The organism is Carnobacterium sp. TMP28 (assembly GCF_047553015.1).
GTDB lineage: Bacteria > Bacillota > Bacilli > Lactobacillales > Carnobacteriaceae > Carnobacterium_A.
Map to the genome: position 1 here is coordinate 802,933 of NZ_CP180212.1, position 13,465 is coordinate 816,397.

Consider the following 13,465-nt stretch of genomic DNA (forward strand, 5'->3'; position numbering starts at 1 on the left):
TATTAAGGGGGTCAACGCATTGAAAAAAAAATTGCGCTTGTTTTTTCTAGTTGAAGCATGTCTATTTGTTTGGTTATTATATGAATCTGTAAATAATAGTTTTACTTTATTAACTTTAATAGTAGGTACATTAGTTTTATTGCGTGGAAAACGTAAAAAAATTAATTCAAAACGACAAACGTACTTAATGATAGGTAGTGTATTAGTTTTAATTGCTTTATTATCAACAAGTGCTATTTGGTTTATGCTGATTTGTGCTATTTTATTTTTTGTAGTTTTAGATAGTAAATCGTTATCAAATCTAAATTTTTCTAATTTTGATAGCATCCCTTGGCAAGAAAAAGAGATAATTATTGTAGAAACAGCAAAAAGTCTACCGAAAAATGGGAAAAGATTTAAACGAAACTGGTTAGGGAATGAAAGAATCGGTAACACCGTTTATGAATGGGATGATATTAATGTAACTGTCTTTATGGGAGATACGATTATAGATTTAGGCAATACACTCTTACCTAAAGATGAAAGTTATGTGATTGTTCGCAAAGGTTTTGGTAAGACTCGTATTTTAGTACCTGCTGGGATTGGAATAATGATTCAACATAGTGCTTTTAAAGGGAAAGTACATTTTGAAAGAGATATTTTCGCCTTAAACAATGAATCTTTGAAACTATATAGCGAACAATATGATGAAAATACAAGAAAAATAAAGCTCATCACAACTGTTTTAGTTGGTGATTTAGAGGTGATAACAATATGAAAAAAAAGAATAGTAGAATACGATTTATTCAGATTACTTTTTTATCTTTTTTCTTTTTTGTGGTTGTTTCTTTATCCTATAGCTACGCAATACGACCTGAAGATTGGCTGATCACTATTTTAACAACGCAGTTCCTACATGTGCCTTATATCCTTTATCTACTAGGGGTAGCGCTGATTATCGGTCTATTAACAACACTCTTGCTACATGAGTTTCAACGAAGAGAATGGCAGCATATAGAGGAAATAGTACGATTACTTGCTAGTGGAAATTACTCAGTTGAAACTAGCTCGAAATATTTAGATAGTGAAGTAGAGGAATATGATTATTTAGAAGACATAAAAGACTCGCTTTCAGCAATCCGTATTAAACTACTTGATTTGTCTAAGGAAGTTCAAAAACAAAGCAATATTCCTAAGTTAGTTGATGGAGAAACAAAAGAAGAAATTTTAGAAGCAGAGCGACGTCGTCTTGCTAGAGAATTACATGATTCTGTTAGCCAACAATTATTTGCAGCAATGATGCTGTTATCAGCTAGTAATGAACAACTTGAAGAGACTGATGGGGTAATGAAAAAACAGCTTAAAATGGTTGAAAGTATTATAAATGAATCGCAATCTGAGATGCGAGCTTTGTTACTCCATTTAAGACCAATAAATCTAGAAGGAAAAACGTTAAAAAAAGGAATTGAACAGCTATTAACAGAACTAAAAACAAAGATACAAATTAAACTAATTTGGGAAATTGATGAAGTAAATTTAGAAACTGGAATGGAAGATCATTTATTTCGAATAATACAAGAACTCCTTTCAAACACTTTAAGGCATTCAAAGGCTAAAGAGTTGGAAGTTTACTTAAAACAAAACCAGGACTCATTGTCGTTGAGAGTCATTGATGATGGGATTGGATTTAATCCTGAAGAACAAAAAGCAGGGAATTATGGTCTAGTTAATATAAATGAACGAGTAAGCAATATGGGTGGAACGTTTAAAGTTATCAGTTTCAAAGATAAGGGAACAAGTGTAGAAATTAAGATACCGCTTATTGAGGGAGTGAATGAGGATGATAAAAGTTTTGTTGATTGATGACCATGAAATGGTAAGATTAGGTGTGTCATCCTACTTATCGATTCAACCAGATATTGAAGTTATTGGTGAAGCAGAAAATGGAAAAGTAGGGTATCAAAAAGCAATGGAACTTAGGCCAGATGTTATTATGATGGATTTGGTAATGGATGTAATGGACGGTATTGAATCAACAAAAGCAATCATGAATGAATGGCCAGAAGCTAAAATTATTATTGTAACAAGTTTTATTGACGATGAAAAAGTTTATCCTGCTCTTGAAGCTGGTGCTGCAAGCTATATTTTAAAAACTTCTACTGCAAAAGAAATTGCTGATGCTATTCGTTCTACTTATAAAGGAGAATCAATCTTAGAAACGGAAGTTACAGCTAAAATGATGACTCGATTTTCTAAAAAACAACCTCATTATCTTCATGATGATTTAACTAAACGAGAAAATGAAATTTTATTATTAATTGCACAAGGCAATTCAAATCAAGAAATTGCAAATAAGTTATTTATAACCCTAAAAACAGTTAAAACACATGTTTCTAATATATTGGCTAAATTAGATGTTGATGACCGAACTCAGGCAGCTATTTATGCTTTTAAACACCACTTAATTCATTAAAAAACTCTCCTACGCTTAGTAAAATCCTATTATCTGTATTTTATATAAAGATATGTTAAACTAATTAAAAGATAGCTAAATGGAGGGAGGATTCATAGATTTTATAGTCTGTGAAGCAAAAAATGAAAATAGAATTAACTACACATGCCATTGAATGGTTTGAAAAAGAAGTTGGCGTTTCAAAAGGAAGTGGTGTTCGTTTCATGGGTAAAGTTTATGGGAAAACTGAAGTTCACGAAGGTTTTTCTGTAGGGATGAATATATGTCAACCTGAAGATATCCTAACTAAAACGGTTATAAATGGAGTGACTTATTTCATTGAAAAAAACGATGATTGGTTTTTCAGTGGGTATAATTTGAAAGTAGATTATGATAAAAAAAGTGATGAGCCTATTTACACGTTTATTGAACAACTAGTATAAAAATAAAAAACTCTTACTTCCTAAAGGAAAGTAAGAGTTTTTTGTGATTATACAGGCATAATAACCGGTAACACCATTGGATGACGTTTAGTCTTCTCATATAGGAAAGGTTTCAAACTTTCGATAACAACAGATTTAACTGCTTGTTCTGTAAGAGGCTCCTCGGTATTAGCAAGTAATTTCCTCAAGCTTTTAGTGATAACACGTTGAGCATCGTTAATTAGTTCTCCAGACTCACGCATATAAATAAAACCACGTGATAAAATATCTGGTCCAGCTAAGATTTCCTTAGATTTGTAATCAATTGTAACAACAACAACAACTAGACCTTCCTCAGAAAGCAAACGACGATCACGTAAGACAACATTCCCAATATCGCCAATACCTTTTCCATCTACATAGACGTCACCAGCGTCAAAATGACCTGCTTTTCTAGCAGAATCCGCTGTTAGAGCAAGAACGTCACCGTTTTCTAGAATGAAACAGTCTTCTTTAGACATCCCGATTTGTTCAGCTAGACCAGCATGGATTTTTTGCATACGGTATTCACCGTGGACAGGAACAAAATATTTTGGCTTCATTAAACGAAGCATCAATTTTTGTTCTTGTTGACCACCATGGCCAGAAGTATGGATATTATTAACTTTGCCGTGGATAACATTTGCACCGGCTTCAGATAACAAGTTAATAACACGATTGACACTAGCAGTATTTCCAGGAATTGGAGAACTTGAGAAAATAACCGTATCTCCAGGTTGAATTGAGATTTGACGATGGGTACCATTAGCGATTCTACTTAATGCAGCCATAGGTTCACCTTGTGAACCAGTACATAAAATAATGGTTTCGTTTGCTGGCATACGATTTAACTCTTGAGATTCAATAAATTTATCATCTGGAGCAGTAATGTAGCCTAATGAGCGTCCGGTTACAACAGAAGATTCCATACTTCTACCGAAAACTGCAATTTTTCTACCTGTTTTGATAGATGCTTGGGCAACTTGTTCTAAACGAGAAATGTTAGAAGCAAAAGTAGCGAAAATAATTCTTCCTTCGACTTTTTGCATAATATTTGTGATTGCTTCGCCGACCCCTTGTTCTGAGTTTGTAAACGTCGGAATTTCTGCATTTGTGCTATCAGATAGAAGAGCTAAAACTCCCTCATCACCAATACGCGCCATTTTATGCAAATCAGCAGGTTGGCCAACAGGAGTGAAATCGAATTTAAAATCTCCTGTTGCGACAATATTACCAGGCGGCGTTTTAACAACGATACCAAAGGCTTCAGGGATACTGTGCGTTGTTCTGAAGAAACTAACACTTGTTTTTCTGAATTTAATAACATCATCTTCGCCAATTTCATGTAGTTCAGTATCACGGAGTAATCCGTGTTCATTTAATTTATTGCGGATTAAGGCACTAGCTAAAGGACCTGCATAAATTGGAATGTTTGCTTGTTTTAGTAAGAACGGAATACCACCAATATGATCTTCATGGCCATGAGTGATAACCAAAGCTTTTACTTTATTAATGTTTTGAACAATGTAGCTATAATCTGGAATGACATAATCAATTCCTAATAAGTCGTCTTCGGGAAATTTAATACCGGCATCAATGATGATAATCTCATCTTGAAATTGTACGCCATAGGTATTTTTACCAATTTCACCTAAACCCCCAATGGCAAAAACGGCTGCTTCATTGTTTTTTATAGACGGTTTCATTTAGCAAACTCCGTAAGTTTAAAGTTCGGACTTTTTTGTTCATATTCTAAATGGCTACCATCTATAGGTTGAATGAACTCAATGTTGAAGGGGGTGTTTGTTTCAACAAGGCTACGTGCTTCTATTTCTGTATCTGATTCAATATATAAAGACTGTGTTTCTTCCCGTTTTGGGTTTCTTAATTTAGTTTCTTGGTAAGTTATTTTGTAAATCATGTGTTTCTCTCCTTTTTAATATCATCAAATGATGATTTGTTTTATAGATAATAATTTAATGTAATGTTGCATAACGAAAAAAACCATCATTTTACACTCTTCAGTGCTGATTAGATGGAACCACGGCAGTTTTGTTTTATAAATTTTAATGGTAAAACAAGCAGAAAAATCTCATAGTTAACCGGTATTTCTCAACGCTGAAATAATTTTTACTATTTTCCCGAACTGGTGGTTGTGTTAGTCTCACAACAGATATGTTTATTTTAACATAGTTCATTTAGTAAGTATAGAAACTAAGGCTAATCAGTCAAAAAAGAAAAAATAAAAGTAAAAAAGAAAAAAAGATTCTAGTAATGTTCCTTTTATCCAGACTATGCTATATTAGTTAGAAATGAATTACTTAAGATGGATGAAAAGGAGATGAGTAAGTGAAGTTAATGTTACGTTATTTAAAAAATTATAAAGGTTTGTTATGGTTGAATTTTTTATGTGTATTTGGCTTTGTCATCATTGAACTGGGGTTACCAACCTTATTAGCTTTGATTATTGACAAAGGAATTATCATGAATGATTTTTCTGAGGTAATGAATTATGGTAAATGGATGGTAGTCATAGCAGTTATAGGACTAGTTAGTTTGATAGGATTAGCTTATACAGGTAGTAAAATTACGACTAAAATTGTTAGAGATATTAGAAACGATATTTTTTTATCTGTCCAGTCTTTTTCACATAGTGAGTTTAATCATATTGGTGTCTCTTCTTTAGTTACTAGAACGACGAATGATGCTTTTCAAGTTATGACTTTTCTACAAATGCTCTTGAGATTAGGAATGATGACACCTATTATGTTCATCGCTAGTTTTTTCATGATAGTAAGAACGAGTCCTTCGCTATCATCTACAGTATTAATAGCTATCCCATTTCTTTTTGCAATTGTCTGGTTGATTGCTCGTAAATCAGAACCTTTATCAGAAAAACAACAAAAGAGCTTAGATCACATTAATCAAAATTTACGAGAGAACTTGACAGGACTTAGAGTCATTCGCGCTTTTGTTAAAGAAACATTCCAAGAAGAAAGATTTATAAAAGTTAATGAAAATTATACAGCTATTTCTAAAAAACTTTTCAAGTTAATGGCATTAGCTATGCCTGGTTTTTCTATTGTATTTAATATTATTTTAGTGACCATTGTTTGGTCTGGAACGGTTGAAATTCAAAGTGGGAACTTACAAGTAGGCAGTTTAATAGCTTTTATCGAATATATATTTTTAGCGTTATTTTCATTTATGCTGTTTGCGAATGTCTTTATGACGTATCCAAGAGCAGCCGTGTCAGCAGAAAGAATCGAAGAAGTCATTCAAACAGTTCCTTCTATAGATGAAAATGAAAATGGTGTAACAGAAACAGCTATCCATGGACATGTTGCTTTTGAAAATGTTACATTCGCTTATCCAGGAAATACAGAATCTCCTGTTATCAGAGATGTTAGTTTCACAGCAGAACCTGGCGAAACGGTTGCTTTTATAGGAAGTACGGGAAGTGGGAAGTCGACATTAATCCAATTAATTCCGCGTTTCTATGACGTAACTAAAGGCCGTGTTTTGATAGATGGAGTAGATGTTAGGGATTATCAACTAAGAGCTTTACGAAAAAAAATTGGTTTTATTCCTCAAAAAGCTCTTTTATTTACTGGGACTATTTCCCAGAATATGCGTTATGGAAAGTGGAATGCAACAACTAATGAAGTTGACGAGGCGTCTGATATCTCTCAATCAAAAGAATTTATCTTATCAAAACCTGCACAGTATGAAGAACTTTTAGCAGAAGGCGGCAGTAACATGTCTGGTGGACAAAAACAACGACTGTCTATCGCAAGAGCAATTATAAAAAAACCAGATGTATACGTTTTTGATGATAGTTTTTCTGCGTTGGATTACCAAACGGATGCAAGGTTAAGAGAACGGTTAAAAGCTGAAACAAAAGAGGCTTCCGTTTTAATCGTTGCACAAAGAGTGGGATCTATCCGACATGCGGATAAAATAATTGTTTTAGATAAAGGTATTGTTGTTGCACAAGGTACACATGAAGAATTATTAAAAAAATCAGATATTTACTATGATATAGCAGCATCACAATTGTCGAAGGAGGAATTAGCATGAGAGAATCGTTAGTAGCTATTCGTCGTTTATGGAATTTTATCAAGCCATACAAAAGAGGATTTATTTCAGCTATTGCACTAACCATGATTTGTATGTTGATGAATGCCCTTCAACCCTTTATTATAGGACTCGCATTAACAGAAGTTGGGAATAATGTAGCGGATATCTTAAAAGGTGTAGCCGGGGCTAAAATTAATTTTTCATACGTGAGACAGGTACTTATTGTTATGCTAAGCGTTTCAGCTGTTTATCAACTAACCCTTTATGCTTCTGCTTACATTATGACGAATGTTGTTCAACAAACGATGCGTGATTTGAGAAATACGATTGAAAGCAAAATTAATCGTTTACCTGTTTCGTACTTTGACCGCAATCAACAAGGGAATATTTTAAGTCGTGTAACCAATGATGTAGATGCTGTGAGCAACGCTATGCAGCAAAGCTTAATACAAATTGTAAACTCAGTTATGGGGATTACTTTTGCTGTCATGATGATGCTTTATTTATCGGTTCCTCTAGCAGCTGTTATTCTTATTTTAATTCCATCATCACTTTTAATTTCAAAATACATTATTCGTAAATCGCAGCCTTACTTTGTTGAACAACAAAGTGCTTTAGGAGCAATGAATGGACATGTTCAAGAAAGTTATAGTGGCTTTTCTGAGATAAAACTTTATGGAAAAGAACAAGATAAATTAGAGGAATTTAAAATAATCAATCATAATCTTAGCGAGTATGGGTTTAAAGCAGCCTTCATTTCTGGAATTATGAGCCCTCTAATCGGTTTTGCTACGCATTTAGTTTATTTCGTGATAGCTGTATTAGGTGGATTGTTTGTCATTCAAGGAACATTATCTTTAGGTAACTTACAAGCATTTACACAATATATCTGGCAAATTAATCAGCCTCTTACTCAAATTACGCAACTTTCTGGAGTCCTCCAAAGTGCAGCAGCAGCTGTTGGACGGATTTTTGAAATTTTAGATGAGCCTGAAGAAAAGCCAGATGCCATTCAAATCGATTTACCAAAACCGATTGCTGGGAACGTCACTTTTGAGCATGTTCGTTTTGGATACGATAAGAACAATCCATTAATTAAAGATTTAACTGTTCAAGTGAAAAGTGGTCAAAAAGTAGCGGTTGTTGGCCCAACCGGAGCTGGAAAGACAACATTGATAAACTTGTTAATGCGCTTTTATGATGTCGATAGTGGAGCAATAAAAATAGATGGTATTGATACTAAGGAAATGGACCGTAAAGAAGTAAGAGCACAATTCGGGATGGTATTACAGGATGCTTGGCTCTATAATGGGACAATAGCAGATAATATACGTTTTGGTAAATTAGATGCTACGGATTATGAAGTTGTAGACGCTGCAAAAACAGCCAACGTGGACCATTTCATTCGTACATTACCTGAGGGGTATAACATGGAGCTAGATCAAGAAGCTTCTAATATCTCGTTAGGACAAAAACAATTGTTAACTATTGCTAGGGCAATCATTTCTAATCCAAGGATACTTATCTTAGATGAAGCAACCAGTTCGGTCGATACTCGCTTAGAAGCTTTGATTCAGAAAGCTATGAAGAAGATTATGGAAGGGCGTACGAGTTTTGTTATTGCTCATAGATTGTCAACGATTCGAGATGCAGATTTAATCTTAGTCATGGATCAAGGTGAAATCGTAGAGCAAGGCAATCATGAAGAATTATTAAATAAAGGTGGCTTTTACGAGAAATTATACAATAGCCAATTTCAACAAGCAGAAGAATAAAAGTCTATTTAATAAAAGGAAAGGTTCGTGAAAAATGAAAAAGAAAATGATATTTTTTGATATAGATGGAACATTACTGAATGATGAAAAGAAATTTCTACCTAGTACTAAAAAAGCTCTAGAGCAGTTAAAAGAACGTGGTCATGAAGTTGTTATCGCGACAGGTAGAAACTTATTTTTAGCTCAATCTATTATCGATGAGTTAGAATTTGATAATTATATTATTTGTAATGGAGCAGCAGGCTATTTTCGTAACAAGCTTGTTTTCGAAAATAAGCTTGACCAAAATGAATTAAAAAGATTAGTTGAAATTTCAGATAAGCATAACCATGATGTTATTTATGAATCTGCTGATAAATTGAAAAGAAGAAGCAAAGATAATAATATAAGAATGATTAATGCGATGAAGAGTGTCGGATCGAGTCCACCTCCTCATGATCGTGATTACCATTTGACTAATCCTATCTATCAAAGTTTAATTTTTTATACGGATGAAGAAAAAAATGCCTATGAGAATGGTCAGTTTCCTAAATTCAAATTTATTAGATGGCATGCTAATGGGGTTGATATTGTTCCTCATGATGGCTCTAAAGCACATACAGTACTAGATTTTGCGAAGCAACAAGGATTTGCAATTGAAGATACAATCGCTTTTGGAGATGGTTTAAATGATCTGGAAATGCTTACTGAGGTAGGAGTAGGAGTAGCAATGGGGAATGCATTAGAAGTAGTAAAATTAAAAGCAGATAAGATAACAAAAAACTGCAATGAAGATGGAATTTATCTTGCATTACAAGAACTTGGTCTGATACAATAAAGGTGTTAATAAATAAGATTCGTTTCTTATTTATGGGGGTATAGCTCAGCTGGGAGAGTGTTTGGCTGGCAGCCAAAAGGTCAGGGGTTCGAACCCCCTTATCTCCATAATAATTTTATTCTATCCAGTTCTAAAGCGTTAAGGGATGTCTAACTGACAGTATCTTTAGCGCTTTTTTTTGCGAACAATAGTTTGGTTTATTCTATCTTTCAATAGCTCTACTAACATCTTGCTCACTTTTTTCATTGGTCAGATTTTTTTGCTAATTATTAGATAGAGAATATAGTTTATTCATTGTGATGCTTACTTGTTAATCTTTACGTTGTTCTAACTCATCAATAAAATGTTCGTAAGTTTGCCAAGTAGTAGTAATGGATTCATAGCCGAGATGTTTAAAGATGTATTTTATATTTAAGCGATTATAAATCATACTAGAAGCATGAGTATGTCTCAATGAATGAGAAGTGACTCCTTTTATACCGCAATCTTTGCAAATCTTTTTTAATGTTTTATTCGTTTCAGTACTAGATGTCAAATAAATATTCCTATTAATAAAGATAAGTTTTTTGTGTTTCCTAAACCTGACACTGCTTGAAGTTTATTTTGATAATGTTTTAACTGAATTAAAATGGACAAAGTATTATCATAAATAGTTATCACACGATTAGAAGCTAAGTTTTTAGTTGGAGTAAAGTCATATGTATCAGCGTAGTCCCATGTGCACTTGATTCTAACTGTTTAAAAAAATCAATGTAGTCCTAAGCTAATCATATAATTTTAGAAAATTTATCACCGATCGCTAATCGAAATGCAATCATGTAACGTGATGCATAAATAGGATTCAAATCATCAATTTTTTTTTAGAAATAATACTACATCACGTAGGAAAGTTCTAACGTACTTGTGTATTTTTTGACGGTAGTAGCAGCACGACCTTCACTATAATCGTTGATAAAAAACTGATCTATTAATTGTTAATAGATTTCAATTTTGTTTTACCAAAGAATTTACTAGTAATATTAATACTATGCTGAATATCTCTATCTTTTTTCTTAGATTTCTTGCCCCTTCTAAAAACTTTATACCAATTATTAAAATATAGTATGAATACTATTTTTCTATCACTAACCGACCCGCCACGTTTTAATTTGTTTTCTAATGATTCTACCTCATTTTATGCTTTATATTTTGTTCTAAGACCTTTTTCCATCATCTGTATTTGTTCGCCATTTAAAACTATGTTTGTTTTATATCATCACTATTTTAACTTTAATTTAGTGTGTGCTGCCATGTAATAAACTACCTATTTTGTGATACAATAGGAAATATAAAAGAAAACTATTGCAGACTGTTTTTGGATTGAACACTCCTAATCTTTTGAGAGGAAGGGAGTGTTCTTTTTTATTTATTCTGGTAAATTATCAATAGCATATTGTGCTTGTTCACCTGTGAATCCTTCGTAAATCAATTGATCATAAAGACCTTGATTAGAAAACGAACTATAATCTAAGTAATCTATAGCTGCCTGAAGAGCGTTCTTGTTCCAATCAGCTTTCACATTATCAATTGCGTATTGCGCAGCATCATCTGGATAGTCTTCATAAATCAGCTGGTCATATAGTCCACTTTTTGAAAAGCTAGTATAGTCTAAATAATCATAAGCATTATTTAGGGCATTTTTATATTCTCTTGGAAGTTCAGCCTCTTCTTTTGTTTCTTTAACAACAATAGATTCTGCTTCAGCCTTAGCTTTTTCTTCATTTTCTTTAGTAGCTTTAGCTTCTTCATCTTTTCTTATTGATTCAGCTTTTTCTTCAGATTCTTTTTTGTTTTTTTCTTCAGCTTTGGCATCCGCTTTTTCTTTTTCTTCAGCTTCTTTATCTGCTATTTCTTCTTTACTTTCGGTTACTTTATCTGCTACTTCACTAGTATTGTTTTCTTTTGAACTTGTTTGTTCATCATTACTAATATCTAAAGATATACCAACAATAAATAAAACAAAACCTGTCGCAATAGCTATTAAAGGTTTCTTAGTACCTTTTCTTTTAAATAGTGAAATGACCAACCAAACTATGCTTGCTAAAAATAACAATAACCCCAATATACTTAAAAACATCTTTACCACTCCTCCACAAGTATTCACATTAAATATAACGTGTAATTATATTATACCTTACCTTGATTTTAATGGTAGATATTTTTTATTTACAAATCAAAACTAACTTTTACTGCTTTTCCTATAATTCTCGTTGGATTATCTTCAGTGACTATATACGCTATACGCTGCGTAGTCATTATTATTAGCAACTAACATCATTAAATTCCTTGTAATGTAGCGTTATTCAACATCATTTAAAACCGGTTAAATGAAACCGAACTAACCCCCCTTATCTCCATAATAATTTTAACAAAAGTTGCTAATAGCTTTCAAACTACGGTTTGAAGGCTATTTTTATGTAAAAATGTTTGTGCGTTCTTAAAAGATACTTAGCGATAGTATGTTATACTAAATGCATAAAATAGTGTTCTTAAGTACTCAAAAAAATTTAAACTAACGTATAGGAGAGAGAGGTGCAAAATGACTAAGAAAAATATTTTTGTATTGATAGGACTTTTGTTTATTGGAGGACTTATCTATGTGAATGTAAACAGCGATAGTAAGCAGTCAGAGTCTGAAGATATACCAACACAGATAGACTATGAAGAAGAAAATCTAGAGATCATTTATTTAGCGGGCGGTTGTTTTTGGGGTGTTGATGAGTACTTTGGTCGAATCTACGGCGTGATTGACGTTGTTTCAGGTTATGCAAATGGAACAACGGACAACCCAAGCTATGAGGAAGTTGTCTATGCAAATACAGGGCATGCTGAAACTGTGTCTGTGACCTATGATTCATCAAAAATTGATCTAACGGATATCCTTTTATACTACTTTAAGGTTATTGATCCAACCTCTTTAAATCAACAAGGAAATGATAGAGGCACCCAATACCGAACAGGAATTTACTACGAAGACGAAAGCAAAGTGGAAACAATCGAAAAAGTAATCAATGTTGAGCAAAAACGTTACGATAAAAAGATTGTGGTGGAGGTTTTACCACTTGAACATTTCTTTGTGGCCGAAGAGTATCATCAAGATTATTTAAAGAAAAATCCAAGAGGATACTGTACAATTAACTTACAAGAAGCTAAGACAGGTGTAGAAAGAGATGATACACTTGGAGAATCCGAGGTTTATTCAAAACCATCCGATGAAGAGCTGAAAGAAATATTAAGCCCCGAGGCATACTCAGTCACTCAAAATAATACGACAGATACACCATATACCCATCCATACGATCAACTCGACCAAAAAGGAATTTATGTAGATATTGTTTCTGGAGAAGCATTATTTTCTTCAGAAGATAAATACGATGCAGCTACTGGTTGGCCAACATTCATCAAACCAATCAAAGAGGATGCTTTAAAAGAATTTGAAGACACCACACTAGGTAAGAAACGGATAGAAGTTAGAAGCCGTCTAGCAGATTCTCATTTAGGCCATGTTTTTGATGATGGGCCACAAGAAACGGGTGGACTTCGTTATTGTATCAACGGAAGTGCGTTAAAATTTATTGACTATGAGAACATGGAAGAAGAAGGGTACGAAGAGTACCTCGAAATAGTTGAATAGTGTTTGATAATAGTTACTAAGAGCTCTAAAACTTTAGTTTCTTTTTGATGTTTTTTCGAAACGAAAGTCATATTTATCTCTCTAAGGCTTTCTTTTTTGTCACTGATTCCATTAATAAAAAGTTTAAGAGCTTGAGAAAAACTAAGTTTCTTATAGTATTTATCAACATCACTAATTTTTTTGGGATAAGGCTTGGTAAATTAGTTAATTCAATCTAAGAAAACTAGT

General features: G+C 33.1%; 11 protein-coding genes, 1 tRNA gene and 1 pseudogene. 9 read left to right on the plus strand and 4 right to left on the minus strand.

Features of this window, described 5'->3' with window-relative positions; translation table 11 throughout:
- Window positions 1-19 precede the first annotated feature (19 nt).
- The 4 genes from liaF (at window position 20) to ACMHYH_RS03915 (ending at window position 2,874) form a co-directional block, all read left to right on the plus strand.
- A complete protein-coding gene (gene liaF, locus ACMHYH_RS03900; protein ID WP_414840049.1) occupies window positions 20-757 on the plus strand; it encodes a cell wall-active antibiotics response protein LiaF in 738 nt (245 codons plus the stop codon).
- A complete protein-coding gene (locus ACMHYH_RS03905; protein ID WP_414840050.1) occupies window positions 754-1,842 on the plus strand; it encodes a sensor histidine kinase in 1,089 nt (362 codons plus the stop codon). The genes liaF and ACMHYH_RS03905 overlap by 4 nt, the downstream gene beginning before the upstream one ends.
- The gene (locus tag ACMHYH_RS03910; RefSeq protein WP_414840051.1) at window positions 1,820-2,452 is read left to right on the plus strand and encodes a response regulator; all 633 of its coding nucleotides are present in this window, start codon (window positions 1,820-1,822) and stop codon (window positions 2,450-2,452) included. The genes ACMHYH_RS03905 and ACMHYH_RS03910 overlap by 23 nt, the downstream gene beginning before the upstream one ends.
- A 122-nt stretch (window positions 2,453-2,574) precedes the next feature.
- A complete protein-coding gene (locus ACMHYH_RS03915) occupies window positions 2,575-2,874 on the plus strand; it encodes a HesB/YadR/YfhF family protein (RefSeq protein WP_414840052.1) in 300 nt (99 codons plus the stop codon).
- Window positions 2,875-2,921: 47 nt separating this feature from the next.
- Here ACMHYH_RS03915 and rnjA read toward each other — a convergent pair whose 3' ends face one another.
- On the minus strand, window positions 2,922-4,598 hold the full coding sequence (gene rnjA, locus ACMHYH_RS03920; RefSeq protein ID WP_414840053.1) for a ribonuclease J1: 1,677 nt from the start codon (window positions 4,596-4,598) through the stop codon (window positions 2,922-2,924).
- The gene (locus ACMHYH_RS03925; protein ID WP_414840054.1) at window positions 4,595-4,813 is read right to left on the minus strand and encodes a DNA-directed RNA polymerase subunit epsilon; all 219 of its coding nucleotides are present in this window, start codon (window positions 4,811-4,813) and stop codon (window positions 4,595-4,597) included. The genes rnjA and ACMHYH_RS03925 overlap by 4 nt, the downstream gene beginning before the upstream one ends.
- A 428-nt stretch (window positions 4,814-5,241) precedes the next feature.
- Between ACMHYH_RS03925 and ACMHYH_RS03930 the strand changes: the two genes are divergently transcribed.
- The 4 genes from ACMHYH_RS03930 to ACMHYH_RS03945 all read left to right on the plus strand — a co-directional run bounded on the left by ACMHYH_RS03930 (window position 5,242) and on the right by ACMHYH_RS03945 (window position 9,671).
- Window positions 5,242-6,972, plus strand: a complete 1,731-nt coding sequence (locus ACMHYH_RS03930) for an ABC transporter ATP-binding protein (protein WP_414840055.1) — start codon at window positions 5,242-5,244, stop codon at window positions 6,970-6,972.
- Window positions 6,969-8,747 carry an ABC transporter ATP-binding protein gene (locus ACMHYH_RS03935; protein WP_414840056.1) on the plus strand — a complete coding sequence of 593 codons (1,779 nt, stop codon included), beginning with the start codon at window positions 6,969-6,971 and terminating at the stop codon, window positions 8,745-8,747. Before ACMHYH_RS03930 ends, ACMHYH_RS03935 begins: the two co-directional genes overlap by 4 nt.
- A 34-nt stretch (window positions 8,748-8,781) precedes the next feature.
- The gene (locus ACMHYH_RS03940; protein WP_414840057.1) at window positions 8,782-9,564 is read left to right on the plus strand and encodes a Cof-type HAD-IIB family hydrolase; all 783 of its coding nucleotides are present in this window, start codon (window positions 8,782-8,784) and stop codon (window positions 9,562-9,564) included.
- A gap of 34 nt (window positions 9,565-9,598) precedes the next feature.
- Window positions 9,599-9,671 (plus strand) — tRNA-Ala (locus ACMHYH_RS03945).
- A gap of 203 nt (window positions 9,672-9,874) precedes the next feature.
- Here ACMHYH_RS03945 and ACMHYH_RS03950 read toward each other — a convergent pair.
- Window positions 9,875-10,135, minus strand: a pseudogene (locus tag ACMHYH_RS03950) (tyrosine-type recombinase/integrase); the annotation flags it as partial.
- 834 nt (window positions 10,136-10,969) lie between these two features.
- Window positions 10,970-11,680 carry an Ltp family lipoprotein gene (locus ACMHYH_RS03955; protein ID WP_414840058.1) on the minus strand — a complete coding sequence of 237 codons (711 nt, stop codon included), beginning with the start codon at window positions 11,678-11,680 and terminating at the stop codon, window positions 10,970-10,972.
- A gap of 462 nt (window positions 11,681-12,142) precedes the next feature.
- On the opposite strand from ACMHYH_RS03955, the gene msrB reads away from it, so the two are divergent.
- A complete protein-coding gene (gene msrB, locus ACMHYH_RS03960) occupies window positions 12,143-13,237 on the plus strand; it encodes a peptide-methionine (R)-S-oxide reductase MsrB (RefSeq protein ID WP_414840059.1) in 1,095 nt (364 codons plus the stop codon).
- Window positions 13,238-13,465 lie beyond the last annotated feature (228 nt).

Coding starts and splice junctions, on each gene's coding strand:
- ACMHYH_RS03955 (WP_414840058.1), bottom strand. CDS start 11,680: ATGTTTTTAAGTATATTGGGGTTATTGTTATTTTTAGCAAGCATAGTT.
- msrB (WP_414840059.1), top strand. CDS start 12,143: ATGACTAAGAAAAATATTTTTGTATTGATAGGACTTTTGTTTATTGGA.
- ACMHYH_RS03935 (WP_414840056.1), top strand. CDS start 6,969: ATGAGAGAATCGTTAGTAGCTATTCGTCGTTTATGGAATTTTATCAAG.
- ACMHYH_RS03925 (WP_414840054.1), bottom strand. CDS start 4,813: ATGATTTACAAAATAACTTACCAAGAAACTAAATTAAGAAACCCAAAA.
- ACMHYH_RS03915 (WP_414840052.1), top strand. CDS start 2,575: ATGAAAATAGAATTAACTACACATGCCATTGAATGGTTTGAAAAAGAA.
- ACMHYH_RS03905 (WP_414840050.1), top strand. CDS start 754: ATGAAAAAAAAGAATAGTAGAATACGATTTATTCAGATTACTTTTTTA.
- ACMHYH_RS03910 (WP_414840051.1), top strand. CDS start 1,820: ATGATAAAAGTTTTGTTGATTGATGACCATGAAATGGTAAGATTAGGT.
- rnjA (WP_414840053.1), bottom strand. CDS start 4,598: ATGAAACCGTCTATAAAAAACAATGAAGCAGCCGTTTTTGCCATTGGG.
- ACMHYH_RS03940 (WP_414840057.1), top strand. CDS start 8,782: ATGAAAAAGAAAATGATATTTTTTGATATAGATGGAACATTACTGAAT.